Annotated in this window: 20 protein-coding genes; 4 read left to right on the forward strand and 16 right to left on the reverse strand. The window is 59.3% G+C overall.

Annotation, left to right across the window (positions count from 1 at the left end; genetic code table 11):
* The 9 genes from NOR97_RS01150 to trpS form a co-directional block, all read right to left on the reverse strand.
* Positions 1-1530, reverse strand: coding sequence for an ABC transporter ATP-binding protein (locus NOR97_RS01150; RefSeq protein ID WP_170346389.1), 1530 nt, complete (start codon positions 1528-1530; stop codon positions 1-3).
* A 95-nt stretch (positions 1531-1625) separates the two neighbouring features.
* A complete protein-coding gene (locus tag NOR97_RS01155) occupies positions 1626-2624 on the reverse strand; it encodes a BMP family protein (protein ID WP_170346390.1) in 999 nt (332 codons plus the stop codon).
* A 139-nt stretch (positions 2625-2763) separates the two neighbouring features.
* Entirely contained in the window at positions 2764-3183 is a 420-nt protein-coding gene (locus tag NOR97_RS01160) for an N-acetyltransferase (RefSeq protein ID WP_254440026.1), read from the reverse strand.
* Between the two features lie 11 nt (positions 3184-3194).
* Positions 3195-3785, reverse strand: a complete 591-nt coding sequence (gene tsaB / locus NOR97_RS01165; protein WP_257599969.1) for a tRNA (adenosine(37)-N6)-threonylcarbamoyltransferase complex dimerization subunit type 1 TsaB — start codon at positions 3783-3785, stop codon at positions 3195-3197.
* Positions 3775-4338, reverse strand: a complete 564-nt coding sequence (locus tag NOR97_RS01170; protein ID WP_170346393.1) for a NifU family protein — start codon at positions 4336-4338, stop codon at positions 3775-3777. Before NOR97_RS01170 ends, tsaB begins: the two co-directional genes overlap by 11 nt.
* A 69-nt stretch (positions 4339-4407) precedes the next feature.
* Positions 4408-5001 (reverse strand): 2-hydroxychromene-2-carboxylate isomerase, encoded by a 594-nt coding sequence (locus NOR97_RS01175; protein WP_170346394.1) that lies wholly within the window; start codon positions 4999-5001, stop codon positions 4408-4410.
* A 9-nt stretch (positions 5002-5010) separates the two neighbouring features.
* Positions 5011-5466: a universal stress protein gene (locus NOR97_RS01180; RefSeq protein WP_170346395.1), complete on the reverse strand. Its 456-nt coding sequence runs from the start codon at positions 5464-5466 to the stop codon at positions 5011-5013.
* A gap of 77 nt (positions 5467-5543) precedes the next feature.
* Complete coding sequence (locus tag NOR97_RS01185; RefSeq protein WP_170346396.1) at positions 5544-6407, reverse strand: branched-chain amino acid aminotransferase; 864 nt, start codon at positions 6405-6407, stop codon at positions 5544-5546.
* A 59-nt stretch (positions 6408-6466) separates the two neighbouring features.
* The gene (trpS, locus tag NOR97_RS01190; protein ID WP_170346397.1) at positions 6467-7495 is read right to left on the reverse strand and encodes a tryptophan--tRNA ligase; all 1029 of its coding nucleotides are present in this window, start codon (positions 7493-7495) and stop codon (positions 6467-6469) included.
* Between the two features lie 86 nt (positions 7496-7581).
* On the opposite strand from trpS, the gene NOR97_RS01195 reads away from it, so the two are divergent.
* Positions 7582-8268: a rhomboid family intramembrane serine protease gene (locus tag NOR97_RS01195; protein WP_170346398.1), complete on the forward strand. Its 687-nt coding sequence runs from the start codon at positions 7582-7584 to the stop codon at positions 8266-8268.
* Here NOR97_RS01195 and murJ read toward each other — a convergent pair whose 3' ends face one another.
* Genes murJ through NOR97_RS01210 form a run of 3 tightly spaced genes read right to left on the reverse strand, consistent with a single transcriptional unit; the run spans position 8269 to position 13746 of the window.
* The gene (gene murJ, locus NOR97_RS01200; RefSeq protein ID WP_257599970.1) at positions 8269-9810 is read right to left on the reverse strand and encodes a murein biosynthesis integral membrane protein MurJ; all 1542 of its coding nucleotides are present in this window, start codon (positions 9808-9810) and stop codon (positions 8269-8271) included.
* Positions 9807-12626, reverse strand: a complete 2820-nt coding sequence (locus tag NOR97_RS01205; protein ID WP_374041594.1) for a [protein-PII] uridylyltransferase — start codon at positions 12624-12626, stop codon at positions 9807-9809. Before NOR97_RS01205 ends, murJ begins: the two co-directional genes overlap by 4 nt.
* Positions 12586-13746, reverse strand: a complete 1161-nt coding sequence (locus tag NOR97_RS01210) for a penicillin-binding protein activator (protein WP_170346400.1) — start codon at positions 13744-13746, stop codon at positions 12586-12588. The genes NOR97_RS01205 and NOR97_RS01210 overlap by 41 nt, the downstream gene beginning before the upstream one ends.
* Positions 13747-13834: 88 nt before the next feature.
* Here NOR97_RS01210 and rsmI point away from each other — a divergent pair, with 88 nt between their 5' ends.
* The 3 genes from rsmI (at position 13835) to gshB (ending at position 16059) form a co-directional block, all read left to right on the forward strand.
* Positions 13835-14692: a 16S rRNA (cytidine(1402)-2'-O)-methyltransferase gene (gene rsmI / locus NOR97_RS01215; protein ID WP_170346401.1), complete on the forward strand. Its 858-nt coding sequence runs from the start codon at positions 13835-13837 to the stop codon at positions 14690-14692.
* 1 nt (position 14693) lies between these two features.
* Complete coding sequence (locus tag NOR97_RS01220) at positions 14694-15065, forward strand: YraN family protein (RefSeq protein WP_170346402.1); 372 nt, start codon at positions 14694-14696, stop codon at positions 15063-15065.
* A 61-nt stretch (positions 15066-15126) separates the two neighbouring features.
* Complete coding sequence (gene gshB / locus NOR97_RS01225) at positions 15127-16059, forward strand: glutathione synthase (protein ID WP_257599971.1); 933 nt, start codon at positions 15127-15129, stop codon at positions 16057-16059.
* Here the strand turns inward: gshB and NOR97_RS01230 are convergent.
* Genes NOR97_RS01230 through cobU form a run of 4 tightly spaced genes read right to left on the reverse strand, consistent with a single transcriptional unit; the run spans position 16056 to position 19654 of the window.
* On the reverse strand, positions 16056-17570 hold the full coding sequence (locus tag NOR97_RS01230) for a YifB family Mg chelatase-like AAA ATPase (RefSeq protein ID WP_257599972.1): 1515 nt from the start codon (positions 17568-17570) through the stop codon (positions 16056-16058). The genes gshB and NOR97_RS01230 overlap by 4 nt on opposite strands.
* 47 nt (positions 17571-17617) lie before the next feature.
* Positions 17618-18499, reverse strand: a complete 882-nt coding sequence (locus NOR97_RS01235; protein ID WP_257599973.1) for a glutathione S-transferase — start codon at positions 18497-18499, stop codon at positions 17618-17620.
* Positions 18500-18557: 58 nt separating this feature from the next.
* Entirely contained in the window at positions 18558-19136 is a 579-nt protein-coding gene (locus NOR97_RS01240) for a histidine phosphatase family protein (protein ID WP_257599974.1), read from the reverse strand.
* The gene (gene cobU / locus NOR97_RS01245) at positions 19133-19654 is read right to left on the reverse strand and encodes a bifunctional adenosylcobinamide kinase/adenosylcobinamide-phosphate guanylyltransferase (RefSeq protein WP_171616775.1); all 522 of its coding nucleotides are present in this window, start codon (positions 19652-19654) and stop codon (positions 19133-19135) included. Before cobU ends, NOR97_RS01240 begins: the two co-directional genes overlap by 4 nt.
* Between the last annotated feature and the right edge of the window lie 7 nt (positions 19655-19661).

Here is a 19661-nt window from a genome sequence, read left to right on the forward strand (position 1 = left end):
TTACGCGGCCTCTCCCGCAACACCGGCCATCAGCAGGCCCAGTTCTTTTTCATCTGTCTCATGGGGCAGGCGTTCTCCCATGATATGTCCGTCAAACATCACCGCGATCCGGTCCGAGAGCGAGAAGATTTCTTCCAGCTCGACCGATACCAGCAGGATTGCCTTGCCCTGATCACGCAGCGCGACAATCTGTTTGTGAATGAACTCGATGGCGCCGATGTCCACGCCCCGCGTGGGTTGCCCGACCAGCAGCAGGTCAGGGTTGCGTTCAATCTCGCGCGCGACAACGATTTTCTGCTGGTTGCCGCCCGAGAAACTCTTGGCTGCCAACCAGGGATTGGGCGGGCGGACGTCGAATTTCTGGATCTTGGCTTCGGTATCGGCACGCAACGCCGCGTTGTCCATGAAGATACCGCGTTTGTAGGCCGGGTCGCGGTGATATCCGAAGGCCACGTTTTCCCAGGCGTGGAAGTCCATGATCAGGCCTTCGCGCTGCCGGTCTTCGGGCACGTGGGCGATATGTTGCGCGCGGCGGGCCTGACCATCTGATCCGGCCCCACTCAGTGCCAGCGGTTCGCCGTTCAGCTTGATCGTGCCCTGTCCGGGGCGCATTCCGCCAAGAACTTCCAGCAGTTCGGATTGACCATTGCCGGCCACGCCGGCGATGCCGACGATCTCACCTGCGCGCACGGTCAGGTCGATATTTTTGACCCGTTCAACGCCAGCCGAATCAAAAACGCTGAGATTTTCGATCTCGAGGATGGGTTTGCCGGGCGTCGCGGGCACCTTGTCGACCTGTAGCAGAACCTTGCGGCCAACCATCAGTTCGGCCAGCTCCTCGGGACTGGTCTCGGATGTTTTGACAGTCGCCGTCATTTGCCCGCGCCGCATAACCGATACGGTGTCGGTGTTTTCCATGATTTCGCGCAGTTTGTGGGTGATCACGATGACCGTCTTGCCCTCGGACCGCAGCCGGTCGAGGATGCGGAACAGCTGATCGGCCTCGGCAGGGGTCAACACGCCGGTCGGTTCGTCCAGAATCAGAATTTCGGCCTTGCGGTACAGCGCCTTCAGGATCTCGACCCGCTGCTGCATCCCCACGCCGATCTCGTCGATACGCTTGTCGGGATCGACGAACAGTTCGTACTCTTCCTCGAGCTCTTTCAGCTCTTTGCGGGCTTTTGCCAGTGATGGCGCCAGCAACCCGCCATCCTCGGCGCCCAGTACGATGTTTTCCAGTACGGTGAAATTTTCCACCAGCTTGAAATGCTGGAACACCATCCCGATGCCCGAGGCGATGGCCGCCTGGCTGTCCGGGATGTCGGTCTTGGTCCCATTGATCCAGATCTCACCTTTGTCGGCTTTGTAAAAGCCGAAGAGAATGCTCATCAACGTGGATTTGCCTGCGCCGTTTTCACCGATGATCCCATGGATCGTACCGGGTGCAACGCTGATCGAGATGTCTTTGTTGGCCTGAACTGGCCCAAAGGCCTTGGATATCCCTTTGAGCTCAATGGCTGGGACGGTCATGTCTTGCCCTCAACTGCCGAGAAAGCCATCCGGCTGTCCGCTCGGATGGCGAAGTGGGTGGCGAGGCGGAAGGCACTCTCCCGCCCCGCACGTTATCAGAACTGCAGTGCCGGGCAGCTGTCGTTCTCGTAATAGCTTACAACTTCGATGTCGCCGTTGATGATCGCCTTGCGGGCTTCGTCGACAGCGTCGCTCATGCGAACCGAAACAAGCTCTTTGTTGTTTTCATCCATGGCAACGCCGACCCCATCTTCGGCCAGACCCATGATGAAAACGCCGGTTTCGACGTTTTCGCCTGCTTTCATCGCTTCATAAACAGCAACGTCCACACGCTTCAGCATCGAAGTCAGCACCTTGCCTGGGTGCAGGTGGTTCTGGTTGCTGTCCACACCAATCGACAAGATGCCTTCGTCAGCCGCAGTTTGCAGAACGCCAACGCCGGTTCCGCCGGCCGCGGCGTAAATCACATCAGCACCCTGGCTGATCTGTGCTTTCGTCAACTCCGAACCTTTTACAGGATCGTTCCAGGCGGCAGGAGTCGTACCAGTCATGTTGGCGACAACATTGATGTCCGGGTTCACGGCCTTCGCGCCCTGGGCATAGCCACAGCCGAAGTGGCGAATCAACGGGATGTCCATGCCTCCGATGAAACCAACGGTGCCGGTTTTCGACGCCATGGCGGCCATCATGCCGACCAGGTAAGAACCTTCGTGCTCGGCAAAGCCGATCTGGCGGATGTTTGGAGCGTCCAGCCAAGTCACGTCAACCGCGACGAATTTGGTGTCGGGGTAATCACTTGCAACAGCGGCCAGGGCGTCAGCGATTCCGAACCCCATGGTGATGATCGGATTTGCACCGGATTCCGCGAAACGGCGCAGGGCCTGTTCGCGCTGCGGTTCTGCCTGAATTTCGATTTCCAGATACTTGCCGCCGGTTTCATTCGCCCAGCGCTGCGCGCCGTTATAGGCGGCCTCGTTGAAGGACTTGTCGAACTTGCCGCCCAGGTCAAAGATCACCGCCGGCTCGGCCAGAACCGCTCCGGCTGACATTGCGACCGCAGCGGCAGCACCCATCAAGGATTTCATCAGGGTCATTTCAGTCTCCCAATATTATTTTGTTGGCACAGGGTCAGATTAGCCCCGTTCACCCACTTTTAGCGAGCATAACTGTTGTGATGGCGGGTATTAAGGGGGTTTGCAACCACCATGGTCAACTGAATTCTGACCAAATGGTCTAAGAAACGGGCGATTGCCGTTGGGGCAGGCAGCATTCCATTACAAGTGCATCAGTTTTTTGGCCCGTTTCGCGCGCATAGTACGCCTTGCGCAGCCCGCACTGCCGATATCCGCATCGATTGTACAGGGAAATGGCCGCTATGTTGTCGGCCGCGACATCCAGAAAGGCACGCGTTGCCTGCAAAACGATTGCCTGATCATGCCATTCCTGCATGAGTCGAAGTGCCAGGCCCTGCCGTTGAAACGAAGGGTGGGTCGCAATTGTCAGCAATTCGGCTTCGCCCGCAATCACTTGAAACAGTGCAAAGCACCGGGAATCTCCGGCCGCATGAGTAAAGCGGTTTTCGAGAAGGTCGGCGAATTCATCTTCTGTCCAGCCGCGCGATTGCGAAAACGCAGCGGCATGAGTCGATGCCATCTCGTGCGGTGTCATTCGTTCAGCAGCACAGGGGGTGTATCACGGGACGGAGCCGCGTCGGCAGGCCTGACGTACAAAGGTGCCGGCGGCAAACTGGTACGATCCCAGCGCCGCGCGGCCAGAAGGGCGATGGATTGTGCCAGCAAGGCAGGGTCAGAGCAGGAAAACAACGGCCCGCCAAGTTCCGCTTGGGCCCGGGGCAAGAGACACGGATCGGCACCGGGCATTTTCACATAAACCTGGTCGCGCGGGGCGGGGATCGCCGGTATCTGCCCTTCTTCCGCCAATTCATGCAGGGAATCGAAGCCGGATACCCCGACCGCAGGGATTTCGAGCCCAAGCGCAAGACCCCGCGCGGCCGAGACCGAAATGCGAATGCCGGTGAAGTTGCCGGGCCCTATCCCAACGCCGATTGCGTCCAGACCAGCCCAGTCACATCCGGCTTCAGCCAGAACGTCTTCCAGCAGCGGAATCAATCGTTCTGCCTGTCCGCGTGACATCGCTTCGGCATGGGACGTCACGATCTTGCCGTCGCGCAACAAAGCGGCCGCGCAATGCGCGGCCGATGTGTCAAACGCCAGAATCGTCGGGTTAGACGGCAACAGGGCGAACCTCGGTCACTTCCGGAATGTAATGGCGCAGAAGGTTCTCGATACCCATCTTCAGGGTCAATGTCGAAGACGGGCAACCTGCGCAGGCCCCCTGCATGTGCAGATAGACTACGCCGCGATCAAATCCGTGGAACGTGATGTCACCCCCGTCCTGAGCCACAGCAGGGCGCACACGGCTGTCCAGCAAATCCTTGATCTGGTTGACGATATCAGCGTCCTCACCAGAGTGCTCGGCATGGCCCGAGGCCCCGGCGGAATCTGCGCCCATAACGGGCTGGCCGGATTGATAATGTTCCATCACCGCGCCAAGAATGGCCGGTTTGATGTGGTCCCACTGTACGTCTTCCGTTTTGGTGACGGTGACAAAATCATTGCCGAAGAACACGCCAGCCACACCGTTGACTGCAAATATGCGCTTGGCCAGCGGGGATTTTTCGCCCGCTTCCGCAGTTGGGAAATCCGCTGTTCCAGCTTCCAGCACCGTTTGGCCGGGCAGGAATTTCAACGTGGCCGGATTGGGGGTGGATTCGGTCTGGATGAACATGAGGGCGCTCCGTCTGATGTGCTTCTGATATGCGCGCAGGCGCACGGGAAGTCAAGATTTGGAACGATTCTAAATTGTCGAGGCGTATTCGAGCGCGTCATCCAGACGGTCATCGCCCCAGAACAACTCTTCCCCGGCCAGAAAACTTGGTGCACCAAACAGGCCAAGCGCCTTGGCGCGGGCAGATTGTTCGAACAGGGCCTCTTTTATGTCCTTGTCCCCTGCGCGGTTCATCACGCTGCCGCGCAACCCTGCCTCGTCGAGGCAGGAGGTCAGTACGCTGTCCTCTGAGATATTCTGCCCGGCGCCGAATTCGGCGCTGTAGACAGCCCGAACAAACGCCGCCCGTTCCCGATGATCCTCGATGGCCAGAACCAGACGCGCTGCCCTGAGCGAATTCTGCGGAAACGGATCAGGCTTTGCGAAAGGAAGCCCGCGCGCCTTGCACAGGCGTTCCATATCGCGCCACATGTACCGCCCTTTGGCCGGATACAGGTTGAAAGGCGAGGTGCGCCATCCTTGATCCGCGAAAATCGGACCCAATAGGAACGGGTGCCATTCAATGGCGACGCCCTTGTCTTGCGCGGCTGCTTCGATCCGCATCGCGCTGAGGTAGGAATAGGTCGAGGCGAATTCGAACCAGAACTGTATCGTCATCGCCATCGCCGCTCCTCAGGTAATTTCTTCCAGTTTCTCTTTGCTCAGATTGCCCGGAACGATCGTGATCGGAATCGGCAGGCTACCCGAGTTCTTTGTCAGTTGAGTCACCAACGGACCAGGACCTTTCTTGCCGGTCCCCGCCCCGAGAACAAGAACGCCAATCTCGGGATCGGACTGAACATGTTCGATGATCTCTGGCACGGGATCACCTTCGCGAATGGCCAGTTCAGGTTCCACGTTCTGTTTGTCCCGCATCCATTTGGCAAACACTTCGAAATGCGCGTGGATACGTTCGCGGGCCTCTTCACGCATGGTTTCGGCCACCCCAATCCAGTGATTGAATTCGTCAGGCGGGATGACAGAAAGGACCGTCACACCACCTCCGGTATGGGCAGCCCGCATCGCGGCAAACCGCATCGCGTTAAGGCATTCGCGGCTGTCATCCAGAACGACTAGGAACTTACGCATGGGTATCCTCTTTAGGTTTCCGGGATCATGCCCGACCGATCGCGCGCTGGCAACTCGGGCAAGCCTGGGGCATTGCGCTAGCGTTCACTTGCAGCCCAATCCCAATAGAGCGCGCGGGCACGGCGAGCAACAGGACCCACCTGAAATTGCGTGTCCTCCAGCGCAGTTACCGGTGTGACCTTGCTCATGTTGCCGGACATGAAGACCTCGTCGGCCTCGTGGAAATCCTCGAAGCTCAGAACCGTTTCGTGGACCTTTACGCCATCCGCGCGCAGGTTTTTGATATGCCGTGCTCGGGTAATGCCGGCCAGGAAAGTTCCGTTCGGGATCGGTGTAAAGACTTCGCCGTCCTTCACCATAAAGATGTTGGCCGTCGCCGTTTCCGCCACATGCCCCATCGCATCGGCCACCAGGGCGTTGGAAAAGCCTTTCGAGCGCGCCTCTTGCAGCATGCGGGCGTTGTTGGGGTAAAGGCACCCGGCCTTGGCGTTTACGACCGCGCTTTCCAGAACCGGGCGGCGGAAGCGCGTGGTCGACAGAGTGGCCGACGCGGTTTCGGGGGCCATTGGGATTTCTTCCAGGCAGATTGCAAAACCTGTGCTGTTTTCCTGCGGAACTATGGCCGTGCTGTCACCATCGATCCCCCAGTACATCGGGCGAATGTAAACGGCTGTGTCCGGGCTGTAGGCCTGCAACCCTTCGCGTACCAACTCGACCATCTGTTCGGTCGTCATGGTCGGTGTCAGCATCAAGGCTTCGGCTGAGCGGTTCACCCGCGCGCAATGGGCCTCCAGATCCGGGGCCACCCCGTCAAAATACCGCGCGCCGTCAAAGACCGAAGATCCCAGCCAGGCGCCATGATCCGCCGCGCGCATGATGGGTGCGTCCCCCTCATGCCATTGGCCTTGAAAATAGGTCCGGATGTTCGTGCCGGTTGCCATGACGCCCTCCTTTGATTCAGGCAAACCCTAGGAGGGCGTCAGGCGAAGGTCCAGCGCAATCAGCGTGATCCAGCGCCGACCATGCCCACGATTTCGTAGGTCTTTTGCAGGATCGGAGCCGCGATCTCGCGGGCGCGCTCGGCACCGCGGGCCAGAATCCGGTCGATCTCGGCCTGATCCCCCATCAGACGTGACATTTCGGTCGAAATCGGGGCCAGTTTCGCCACTGCCAGATCGGCCAGCATCGGTTTGAAGTCACCAAACTGCTTGCCGCCAACATCGGCCAGAACCTGCTCGATGCTTTGATCGCTCAGGGCCGCGTAGATATTGACCAAGTTACGCGCCTCGGGGCGGTCCTCCAGCCCTTCGGCTTCTGACGGCAGAGCATCGGGGTCGGTCTTGGCTTTGCGGATTTTCTTGGCAATCGCTTCGGCGTCATCCGTCAGGTTGATCCGGCTCATATCCGATGGATCGGATTTCGACATCTTCTTGGATCCGTCCCTCAGGCTCATGACCCGTGTGGCCGCACCTTCGATCACCGGCTCGGTGACGGGGAAGAAATCGACGCCGAAATCATTGTTGAACTTGATGGCGATGTCGCGGGTCAACTCAAGATGCTGTTTCTGGTCTTCCCCGACTGGCACGTGGGTTGCGTGATAGATCAGAATGTCGGCTGCCATCAGGGCAGGATAGGCAAACAAGCCAAGCGAAGCGTTCTGCTGGTTCTTGCCCGCCTTGTCCTTCCACTGGGTCATGCGCTGCATCCAACCCATACGCGCAACACAGTTGAATATCCAAGCCAGTTGCGCGTGTTCCGGCACTTGGCTTTGATTGAACAAAATCGATTTTTCGGGGTTTAGTCCAGAAGCGATGTAACCGGCACAAAGCTCCCGCGTTGCATGCTGCAACTCGATTGGATCTTGCCAGACCGTGATTGCATGAAGATCGACCATGCAATAGATGGTTTCAAACTCCTCGCTTTGCATTCTAACCCAGTTCCGAAGCGCACCGAGATAATTGCCGAGGTGCAGGTTGCCCGAAGGCTGTGCGCCGGAAAACACGCGGGGCGTGAAATGGGTCTCGGTCATCAAAGGGAACTCCCATCTGGAAAAACTAGCCTCCGTCGCTTACCCATGAGGCAAAGGGACGTCAACAGCCGCGAAAGGCCAGCCCAATGAGCAGCGATCATTACACACCGCCTGTGAACCCCCTGCCACCGGTCGTGGTGGCGCTGGTTCTGTTCATCATCGGCATTGAGCTTGTCTTCACGTTGGGCGCGCGGGGGCTGGTCGGGGGGCCAGCGGCAGTCGGCTGGCGCCTGGACGCGATACAGCATTATGCCTTCTCGGCGGATATTTTCGACTGGATGGTGCTGAACGGGCGTTGGCCGTTCGACCATGTGATCCGGTTCGTGACTTATCCCTTTGTATCCGCCAATTTCACGCAGGCGGTTTTTGTCTGTGTCTTTGTGTTGGCGATGGGCAAGATGGTCGGAGAGGTATTCGGGGGCTTTCCCATGCTGCTGATCTTCGTCGTCTCGGGGATTGGCGGTGCGTTGACCTATGCCGTTCTCCTTGATCCTCGCTATCCCCTGATCGGAGGGTTCCCACCTGTTTATGGCCTGATCGGAGCATTCACGTGGTTGTTGTGGCGCAAACTGTCGCTTGTGGGGGCAAATCAGGCAAGGGCGTTCCAACTGATCGCCGTTCTGATGGGCATACAGTTCCTGTTTGGTCTGATCTTCGGCGGCAACGCGGAATGGGTTGCTGATCTGGGCGGGTTTGCCACCGGCTTTGGCATGTCATTTCTGGTGGCGCCGGGGGCCTGGGCCCGGATCGTCGGGCGCATCCGCCGTGATTGATCAGGACCGGCGCAAGGCGCGTTTGAACTCTGACAGTTTGAACGCGCCCAGGACATGACCCAGGCAGAAATACGAGACGGCGGCGACCACGATCAGGGTCAACAGCGCAAGATAGCGCCAGCCGGCAATGTCCAGCGTCCAACCATAAAAGTGGGTCGCTGCAAACAAGACCGCGCCCATCCCGACCGAGGCCAGAACGATCCGGCCCGCACGTGCCCTGAAACGGTCATCGAAACGCGCTTCTTCGCCCATGCGACGTGCGCCGATCGCCAAAAGAACAACCATGGCCCAGCCGGCAGTTGACGCGGCAATCGCAGGGGCGATCCAGCCCACCAGCGGAAACAGGCCAAACGCCAGTGCCGCGTTCACCACCATTGCGACCACCGCATATCGGAACGGGGAACGCGTATCCTCGCGTGCAAAGAAAAGTGGTTGCAGCAATTTTTGCAGCATGAATGCAGGCAGACCGATGCCATAGATCGCGACCGCCAGCGCTGTCGCAGCGGTATCTTCGGGGCTGAACTGTCCCCGTTCGAACAGCACCGAAACCAGCGGGTTCGGGATGATCAGGAACGCCACGGTCGAGGGCAGCGTCAACAGCAGCATGAATTCCCCGGCGCGGGAAAACGCGTTGCGGGCTCCTTCCTTGTCGTCGGCGCGCAGACGGCGGGACAGGTCGGGCAGCAGGACAATGCCAATGGCGATTCCGACCACACCCAAAGGCAGTTGGTACAGGCGATCCGCGGCAAACAGCCAACTCACGGCTTTTTCAGTTTTGGACGCCACCAATTGCCCGACCACCAGATTGACCTGCGTAACCCCCATGGCCAAGGCGGCCGGAACCGCGATGCGAACCATCCGGCGCATCTCGGGCGTCAGGTGGGGCAGGCCGGGGCGTATGCGGATACCGGCACGCTCGGTCGCTACCCAGACCAGTACCAGCTGTGCGACGCCGGCGACCGGAATGACCGAGATCAGCCATCGTATCACCTCACCGCCGGAGATGGCCCCGGCAATCAGCGCGGTGCAGGCAAAGATGTTCAGCAAAACAGGTGCCGCTGCGGCCGCGGCGAACCTGCCGGTTGCGTTCAATACGCCCGAGAACAGGGCCGCCAAGGACATGAAAAGGATATACGGGAACACGACATAGCCATAGTCCACGGCCAGATCGAACCGTTCATCGCCATAAAACCCTTCGGCTGTCAGCCACACCAGGCCGGGCATGAAGACCATGGCCAGCCCGACCAGCGCCAGAACAGCCACGGCCAGCAGGTTGAACGCATCCTGCGCGAAGCCCTGTGGATTCTCATCCGCTTCCAGCCGTTTCGAGAACATGGGCACAAAGGCTGCGTTAAACGCGCCTTCGGCAAAAAATCGGCGGAACATGTTCGGCAGGCGAAAGGCCGCCACGAAAGCATCCATCACCGGCCCGGGGCCGATGAAGGCGGTCAGCAGAATTTCCCGCAGAAACCCCAGTATTCGACTGGCCAGCGTCCAGAAACCGACCGTGAACAGGCCCGAGACCAAGCGTATTTGCTTCATGACGCAGCACGCTCGGCGCCTTCGGTGATCGCCTTGCGCAGCTTGGCCTCGAGCCCACGTTGCTTGCTTTCCGAATGGTACTTCAAGCCGAACATATCCTTGACGTAAAACGTATCGACCACCTGTTCGCCATAGGTCGCGATCACCGCATTGGCGATGTAAACATTGGCTGCGGCGAGGGTGCGGGTCAGATCAAACAGCAGGCCCGGCCGGTCGCGGGTGTCCACTTCGATGATCGTGTAAATTTCAGAACCGTCATTGTCGAAGGTAATATGCGTCGGGACGTTGAAGGCACGCTCGCGTTTCTTGATCTTGTCGCGGGATTTCAACGCCTCCTTCGCAACGACTTCGCCGCGCAGTGTCTTGTGGATCATCTGCGTCAGACGTGGCAGGCGCGAGGCTTCAAACGGGTGCCCTTCGGCGTCCTGAATCCAGAAGGCATCGGTGACATAGCCGTCTTTGGTGGTATAGCTGCGCGCATCCACGACATTCGCGCCGACCAGGGCCAGCGCGCCGGAAATGCGGGCAAAGATACCGGGGTGATCGCCCATCGCAAAACAGGCTCGGGTTGCGTCGCGATCCTCGTCCGGTTGCAGGCGGATCTCCATCGCGCCGGGGTCGCCGCTTTGTTCCAGCGCGCGCAGCATGTTCGCAAACTCGACATGTGTAGCCAGATTGAGACCCTGCCAATACGGGTCGTAGTGGCGTCCTGTCTCGGATTTGAGGTCGGCCTTGGACCAGGCTGCAAGTTCGGTGCGCAGGGCTTTTTTTGCCTCGGCCCCGCGATTGGCGCGGTTGAGGTCCTCCATCCCGGTTTCCAGCGCGCGCTTGGTTTCAGCGTGAAGGGCACGCAGCAGCGTGGCTTTCCAGTTGTTCCAGGTATTCGGCCCCACGCCGCGAATGTCGCAGACGGTCAGAACGGTCAACAGGTCCAGTCGTTTGACTGTTTGGACTGCTTTGGCAAAATCACGCACTGTGCGGGGGTCTGAAATGTCACGTTTCTGTGCCATGTCGGACATGAGCAGATGATAGCGCACCAGCCATTCCACCGTCTCCGAATCCGCTTTGTTCAGACCCAATCGTGGCGCGACCTTGCGTGCGATCTGTGCCCCAAGGATCGAGTGATCTTCGGGTCGCCCCTTCGCGATATCATGCAGCAACAGGGCGACATACAGCACCTTACGATTGACCCCACCTTGCAGAATCGACGAGGCAAGAGGCAGGGATTCAATCAACTCTCCGCGTTCGATCTGGGCCAGGTTCACGATGCACTGGATGGTATGCTCGTCCACCGTATAGCTGTGGTACATGTTGAACTGCATCATTGCCACGATGGGCTCGAACTCGGGCAGGAAGGCGGACAGCACACCCAGTTCGTTCATCCGCCGCAAAGCCCGTTCCGGATTTCCGTGTTTCAGCATCAAGTCCAGAAAGATGCGCCGCGCCTCTTTGTCGTTGCGCATTTCGTCGTCGATCAGATGCAGATTTGCCGCCACCAGACGCATGGCATCCGGATGGATCAGCATTCCTGTTCGCAAGCCTTCTTCGAACAGGCGCAGAAGGTTCACTTTGTCGGACAGAAACTTGTCAGGGTCTGCTACGTCCAGACGGCCGTGAACAACCTTGTATCCGGCTTTGACCCGCCGGCGTCTGCGGAAAATGCGCTCCAGCAATGGCGCGCCTTTCACGTGCAGCGCCTCAAGCTTTGTCAGAAAAATCCGCGTCAACTCGCCCACACGTGTGGCTTCGCGGAAATAGCGTTGCATGAATACTTCGACCGCACGGCGACCGGCTCGATCCTCATAGCCCATGCGCGCTGCGACCTCGACCTGCATGTCAAAGGTCAGCTGTTCGGTGGCGCGGCCTGTCACCAGATGCAAATGCGAACGAACGGCCCAAAGAAATTCTTCGGCCTGAACGAAGGTCTTGAACTCTTCCGGGGTGAACAGACCCAAAGGCACAAGTTCGGCCACGTCCTGAACGCCATAGATGTACTTTGCAATCCAGTAGAGGGATTGGAGGTCGCGCAACCCCCCTTTGCCTTCTTTCACGTTGGGTTCGACCTTGTATCGTTCCCCTTGTTTCAGGTGCCGTTCATCGCGTTCATTCAGCTTGGCTTCGATGAATTCCCGTTCGGTTCCCTTGAACAGCTCGGTTTTCAGCCGTCGCTCAAGCTCGTCGGCCAGCGCCTTGTCGCCCGCCAGATAGCGTTGTTCAAGCATTGCGGTACGGATCGTGAAATCCTCGGTGCCCAGCCGAAGGCAGTCTTTGATCGTGCGCGAGGAATGCCCGACCTTGAGCCTGAGATCCCAAAGGATATAAAGCATCGATTCGATGACGCTCTCGGCCCAGGCGGTGATTTTGTAGGGGGTCAGAAACAGCAGATCGACATCGGAGGACGGCGCCATTTCACCGCGCCCGTACCCGCCAACGGCCAGAACAGCGATCTTTTCACCTTGTGTTGGCGTCGCAATCGGATGCAGGCGCGTGCTGGAGACCAGCATCGCGGTTCCGACCAGCTGGTCCGTCAGGTAGGTATAGGAACGGGTCAGCGCGCGCGCGTCGAACGGACGCTCGCTGAAAGCATCGGCAATGGCTTTGCGGCCCGCTTTCTGAGCGTCGCGCAGAATGCGCACTGTTTCAGAGCGCATTTTGCTGTTGTCAGAGCAGGTCTCGAACACCTCGGCCAGCGCATCATTGACGCTGACGCTGTCAAAGATGTTTTCGGCAGGGCAAATCAGCGCGCCATCCGGCGCCATGGTCTCGCCCGATCGCTCAGAAACCGGCACCAGAGAAGCTTTGCGGGGCAGGGTCAATCACAACCACCTGTTTATTCTGAATCGTCGCTACGGCAAGGCCGCGTTCATTGGTGCCGTTCGGGCGGAGGCGGAAGATACCGCCAACGCCCTGGAAACCGGCATTCTGAGTTAAGGCTGCACCGGTCAGGGCATTGGACTTGCCCTGACTGACCAAGGCACCGATCGCCGCTATGCCGTCATAGGCCAGACCGCTGATCGGGTGAGGCGCTTCGCCATAGGTCGCGTTGTACCGTTGACGATAGGCTTGTGCCTTGGATGGGTCGGGCAGGGCAAACCACCCCCCCTGCACGCCCGGCAGTTCCAGCGTCTGCGGGGGGATATCCCAACGGGTCAGGCCGATGAATTGTGTCGTCGCGGGTGAAACGCCGGCCTCAGGCAGCAATTGCGAGAAAAGCGGCAAGGCACCCGCAGTCGTGGCCGTCATGAAAATCGAGTCCGCCCCTGTCGAATCGACGGTGGCCTTGATGGTGGGAACCGAGTTGATGACACCCTGTTGCGACCGGTCATATCCGACGGTTCCGGCATTGTTGACGCGGCTGTTTGCCAGAGCATTGGCGATGGCAGATTGTCCCACTTGCCCCGCAGCATCATTGCTGTGCACGATAACCATGTTTGCTTTGCCTTGCCGACCTGCGAAACTGACCAGCCGGTTGGCGGTGTTTTCAAAGGTCGGCCCAAGCACGAATACGTTGCCACCCGCAATGCTGGTGTTGTTCGAGAACGAAAGAACATTGACGTTTTTGTTCAGCACCGCCAGTCCGGCAGCGTTTGCCGCCTGGGCGTAGACAGGGCCGACGATGATCTTGGCCCCTTCGGCAACGGCCTGCTGGGCCACCGCCGTCGCCGTGGTCGGGTTTCCTGCGGTATCGTAAACACGCAGGTCGATTTTGACGTTGGGCAGATCGGACATCGCCATACGGGCCGCATTCTCAAGGCTCTGCGCCAGCGCGGCGTCGCCCGAGCGGGGAACCAGCAAAGCAACCGGAACAGGGTTCGACGTGTCAATCGAAGGGCCACCCCCAACGCCGCCGGGTTCACAAGCGGCCAGAAATGCTGCTGTCGTCAGGGCAATGGCGGCTTTCGCCAGCTTGCTTACGGGCTTGCAAACGGTAAACATCTAAATGAAAACTCCCTGATCCGGCGGCTGTGATTGCTTCTGTTCTGTTGCGCCGCGATAATAAACGTCACGCTGTGAGGGTCCAGCTTTGAATTTCCAAAAGATCAGATTGGCTGCGGGCCTGTATTTTGTTGCCACTCCGATCGGAGCCGCGCGCGATATTACGCTCAGGGCGCTGGATGTTCTGGCATCGGCCGATGTGATAGCGGCGGAGGACACCCGGAGCCTGCGGCGGTTGATGGAAATCCATGGCATCCCGCTGGAGGGTCGGCATATCCAGGCCTACCATGATCACAGCGGCGCCGGGGCGCGTGGCAGACTTATGGATGCCCTGGCACAGGGGCAATCGGTCGCCTATGCATCCGAGGCGGGTATGCCTCTGATCGCTGATCCGGGATATGATCTGGGCAAGCAGGCGGCCGAAGCCGGGCATATGGTGACCTGTGCGCCCGGGGCATCCGCCGCCATAACAGCGCTGACCCTGGCGGGTCTGCCTACGGATTCATTCTTTTTCGCAGGTTTCTTGCCCAATGCATCGGGCGCACGCCGGACCCGGATTGAGGCGTTGAAAAACATACCAGGCACCTTGGTGTTCTATGAATCCCCGAAACGCGTCTCGGCCAGTCTTGCAGATCTTGCCGAATGCCTGGGGGCAGACCGTCAGGCGGCTTTGTGTCGTGAACTGACGAAAAAGTTCGAAGAAATCCGCCGTGGAAGCCTTGCCGATCTGGCAACTGATATTCAGGAAAAACCGGTGAAGGGCGAGATTGTTCTGCTGGTAGACCGCAGCCATTCGCAAAGTGTTAACGAAGCCGACGTAGAAGAGGCTTTGAAGCGAGCTTTGGAAACCCACTCGGTTCGGGACGCAGCGGATCTTGTTTCAGAAATGTATGATCTGCCGCGCCGTCCGATCTACCAGAAAGCTCTGAAACTGGGAAAGGGATGACATGGGGCGGCGTGCAATTCAGGGCTTGGTTTCCCATCAGGCGGGGCAGTCGGCCGAACTCCGGGTCGCCACGGACTACGAGCGCCGGGGCTTTGCAATTGCGCATCGCCGGTGGCGGGGCGCCGGTGGCGAAATCGATCTGATTGCGCGGGACGGTGACGGGCTTGTGTTCATCGAGGTCAAGAAAAGCTCCAGTTTCGAAAAGGCTGCGGCCCGGATCAGTCAAAGACAAATTGACCGAATCTGTGCCTCGGCCGCGCAATATCTGGAAAACGAACCGGGTGGACAGCTGACAGATGTCCGTTTTGACGCGGCACTGGTCGATGGCACTGGCGCGGTTCAAATCATCGAAAACGCCTTCGGTCACGCCTAAGCCCCATTGAACCCTCAGGCCTGCTGGGCCATGTATCTTGCGTGAAACTGAGGGACACGCCATGAAAATCGCCTTTCAAATGGACCCGATCGGGGCCGTGGACATCAACGCCGACAGCTCATTCCGTCTGGCGGAAGAGGCGCAGGCGCGCGGTCATTCGTTGTTTTTCTATGGGCCGGATCAGCTGGCCTATCAGGAAGGTCGTATCACGGCCCGCGGCCATGACATGACCGTACAGCGGGTTGCCGGCGATCCGGCGGTTCTGAGCCCCGAACGTGAAGTTGACCTGGCGGATTTCGACGTGGTCTGGCTGCGTCAGGATCCACCCTTTGACATGCATTACATCACGTCGACCCATCTGCTGGACCGCCTGAAAGGGCAAACGCTGGTGGTCAACGACCCGTTCTGGGTTCGGAACTATCCTGAAAAGCTGCTGGTTCTGGATTTTCCCGACCTGACCCCGCCGACAACGATTGCCCGTGACATAAAAACCATCAAGGCGTTCAAGGAAAAGCACGGCGACATCATCCTCAAGCCGCTTTATGGCAATGGCGGCGCGGGCGTGTTCCGACTGGATGCCAATGACCGCAACCTGACCTCTCTGCACGAGCTGTTCACGGGGTTCTCGCGCGAGCCTCTGATCGTGCAGAAATTCCTGCCGGATGTCAGCAATGGCGACAAGCGGGTGATCCTGGTGGATGGCGAACCTGTCGGCGCGATCAACCGGGTGCCGGCCGCGGGCGAAACGCGCTCAAACATGCATGTGGGCGGTCGCCCGGAAAAGATCGGTATGTCACAGCGTGATCTGGAGATCTGCGCCGCCATCGGGCCGCTGCTGAAAGAAAAAGGTCAGATTTTTGTCGGGATCGACATCATTGGCGACTACCTGACCGAGATCAACGTGACCTCGCCCACCGGTATTCAAGAGCTGGAACGGTTCGACGGCGTGAACATCGCCGAGAAGATCTGGCAGGCGATTGAAGCCAAGGTCTAAGCCATGACCCGGGCGCTGATGCGAAAGCTCAGCGCCTCTGCCACATGTGGTCTGCGGATGTCGGCTGAACCGTCCAGGTCGGCGATCGTCCGCGCCACCCTCAGGATGCGGTGAAAGGCACGTGCCGATAACCCGAACTGATCGGCTGCTTTCAGCAACACCGCTTTTCCTTCGGCGTCAGGTGTTGCGATCTGTTCCAGAACCTTGCCTTCGGCGTCGGAATTCTGGCGCAGGTTTGGCATTCCCCGAAACCGCTCTGCCTGAAGGGCGCGGGCGTTTTCAACCCGCGCGGCAACTGTCGCCGAGCTGTCGCCGGATGGGGGCAGATCAAGATCGGTGAAACCCACGGGCGGAACCTCGATCCGCAGGTCGAACCTGTCCATCAGGGGCCCCGAGATACGGTTCAGATAGTCCTCGCCGCAGCCGGGTGCGCGAGAGCAAGCTCGTGAGGGATCCGTCAGGTAGCCGCATTTGCATGGGTTCGCAGCGGCCACCAGCATGAAACGGCAGGGGTATTTCACATGGGCATTGGCCCGCGCCACCATGACTTCTCCGGATTCGATTGGCTGGCGCAGGGTTTCCAGAACCGTACGCGGAAATTCGGGGAACTCATCCATGAACAGCACGCCGTTATGCGCCAGTGAGATTTCACCGGGCTTGGCGCCTTTGCCGCCGCCGACAATGGCTGCCATCGACGCCGTATGATGCGGTTCCCGAAAAGGACGGGTGCGGTTGATGCCGCCTTCGTCCAGCAACCCGCACAGGGACTGGATCATCGAAGTTTCCAACGCTTCGACCGCCGTGAGCGGAGGCAAGATGCCCGGAAGCCGTGCAGCCAGCATGGATTTGCCCGATCCCGGCGTACCGATCATGATCAGATGGTGACGTCCGGCTGCCGCGATTTCCAGGGCGCGCTTGGCGCGTTCCTGTCCCTTTACATCGCGCAGATCCCGCATGCTGGGCGTCAGATTCACCTCGCCGGGTTGTGCCGCCGGCAAAGGGGACTGTCCCGAGAAATGGCGGACAACATCACCAAGGGAATCCGCGCCGATAACCTGAGTGGCATCGACCCATGCCGCTTCGGCGCTGGAGGCTTTGGGACATAGCAACATGCGATCCTCGGACGCTGCCGTCATGGCCGCGGGCAGGGCGCCGACAACAGGCACCAAAGAGCCATCAAGCGACAACTCTCCCAGTGCAACCGTTCCTTCGGCGGCATCGGCCGGGATGATTTCGAGCGCAGACAACAGCGCGACTGCGATGGGCAGGTCGAAATGGCTGCCTTCCTTGGGCAGATCCGCAGGAGACAGGTTGATCGTAATTCGTTTCGAGGGCAGGGCGATGGCCATCGCACTCAGCGCGCTGCGGACACGGTCGCGGGCTTCGGATACGGCCTTGTCGGGAAGGCCAACGATGGAGAAGGCCGGCAAGCCGGGCGATACGGCACATTGCACCTCGACCGGGCGGGCTTCGACCCCTTGAAAGGCAACAGTGTGGGCGCGGGCAACCATGGCAGTCCTGTTCTTGGTTAACAGGACGTTGCTGCCATGGTTGTGGTTTAAGAGTCGTTAACGGTTGCCCGCAAGGCAGCGAATTTGGGCCACGCGTCGGGATCTGCAACGGTTTTGTCGCGGCAGAACGGATTGCAGAAGCCCCAGCATTTGCCGTCCAACTCCAAAAACTCCACGACGGGTTTGCCGGAATAGGGGCAAACTTGGTTGATTGACGGGCCGGAGACCGGCTTGGCGGTTGAAACCCCTCCGATCGGCCAGGGCTTGGACGGCAAGTCCTGACGATAGGGAAAAGGGTCGTATCTGACGGTCAGGCCCATTGCGCGCCATTGTCTGACGGCGGGGTCTGACAACAGGTCCAGGCAATAGGTTCGGTTGGCCCTTGAAACTGGCAGTCCATATCCGATGATCCGCGCTGCGACAGGTGTGTAAAACACGTCCGCCAGCGAATACGTGCCAAACAACGGGCCTTGTTGCGCACCGGACACTGCGCGCGCATGGTCCCAGAGTGTTTCGATACGCGCCAGATCTGCCAGTGTTTCATCCGATGGGTCGAAACTCTGCCAGACATGCAGCAATTGCATCGGGCATTCGCCTCGTAGGGCACCGAACCCTGCCACCATCTCGGCGCACAGCCAGCGGGCGGTTGCCCGGGCGGCGGGATCTGATGGCCACAACCCGGCATCAGGGTGGCGCTCGGCCAGGGTTTCAGCCATGGCCAGGCTTTCGCCGACCACAGTTCCATCCGGCAGGCGCAGGGCGGGCACAAGTCGCGCTGGGGCCAGGGGAGCCATATCCTGTGTCATGGTGCCCGAATACAGGCCAATCATGTGGCTTCTATGGGGCAGGTTGAATTTCTCAAGCATCAGCCAGCCACGCATTGACCAGCTGGAGAAGAGGCGATCGCCGATATACAAATCATACGTCATACGCAGACGATGCCGCAGGTTCACAGCCCGGTAAAACAGTGATTTGTGCGGGGTCTGTTCACGGAAGGTGATTGATTGTACCGACGGACCACCTGCCTGCGTCGATCAGGATATCCGTCACCGACAGGTTGTCGACTCGGTGTGAAAAAGTCTGTTGTCCATCCAGATCAAGGGCGCGCTGTACCTGGGTGAGGATAACGCCGAAATGCGCAACGATGACCAGATCGCGGCCTGAATGTGCTGAAACAAGCGTGTCGATCGCTGCGTCGACCCGATTGCGGACCTCGTTCCAGCTTTCACCTTGCGGCGGGCGGACATCGCCAGGGTTGTCCCAATAGGCAAAGGCCAGTTCCGGGTCTTCGGCTTCGATTTCGGCAAATCCGCGCAACTCCCAGCGACCAAAATGGATTTCCCGCAAGCCCGGGTGATGAGGAAGACGTTGACGTTGGCCTTGGATGGCCGTTGCCGTGTCAACTGCCCGTGACAGATCGGACGAGATCACAAGCGCCTCGGGCGGCAAATGGTCGTGCAGTCGGTTCAGTGCGGCTGTATCGCTCAGGTCAGCGGGCAGGTCGGACCAGCCGACCATGGTTTTCGCATGTGTCGGCCCGTGTCGGACAAGGTGAAGACGCGTCACGGCAATTGTCCTTTCAGAACCAAAGGCAACCCGGCGGTGATCTGCACCACCAGATCGGCCTGCGCTGCAAGCGCGATGTTCAGCCGCCCCTGGGCTTCGCGAAACCGCCGGGCCAGGGCGTTGTCCGGGACAATGCCGTAGCCAACTTCGTTCGAGACCATCACGATTTGCGCCGGGCATGCGCGCAATGCTTCAAGCAGGGCGGTTTGTGCGGCTTCCAGATCGGTTTCGGCCAACAGGTGGTTGCTCAGCCACATGGTGGCGCAGTCAATCAGGCAAATCTGATCGGGCGACAACGTGGCCAGAACCGGCCCCGGATCGAAGGGCTCTTCAATCGTGGTCCAACCGTCGCCGCGTTGCGCGAGATGGCGCTCGACCTTCTGGCGCATCTCGTCATCAAAAACTTGTGATGTCGCAAGGTAAACTTGGCTTTTCCCCCGAGAAACAACCAGTTCTTCGGCGAAAACCGACTTGCCCGACGCGGCCCCGCCCAGAACCAAGGTTAAATCCGGCGACACAATACTT

This window comes from Ruegeria sp. YS9, assembly GCF_024628725.1.
GTDB lineage: Bacteria > Pseudomonadota > Alphaproteobacteria > Rhodobacterales > Rhodobacteraceae > Ruegeria > Ruegeria atlantica_C.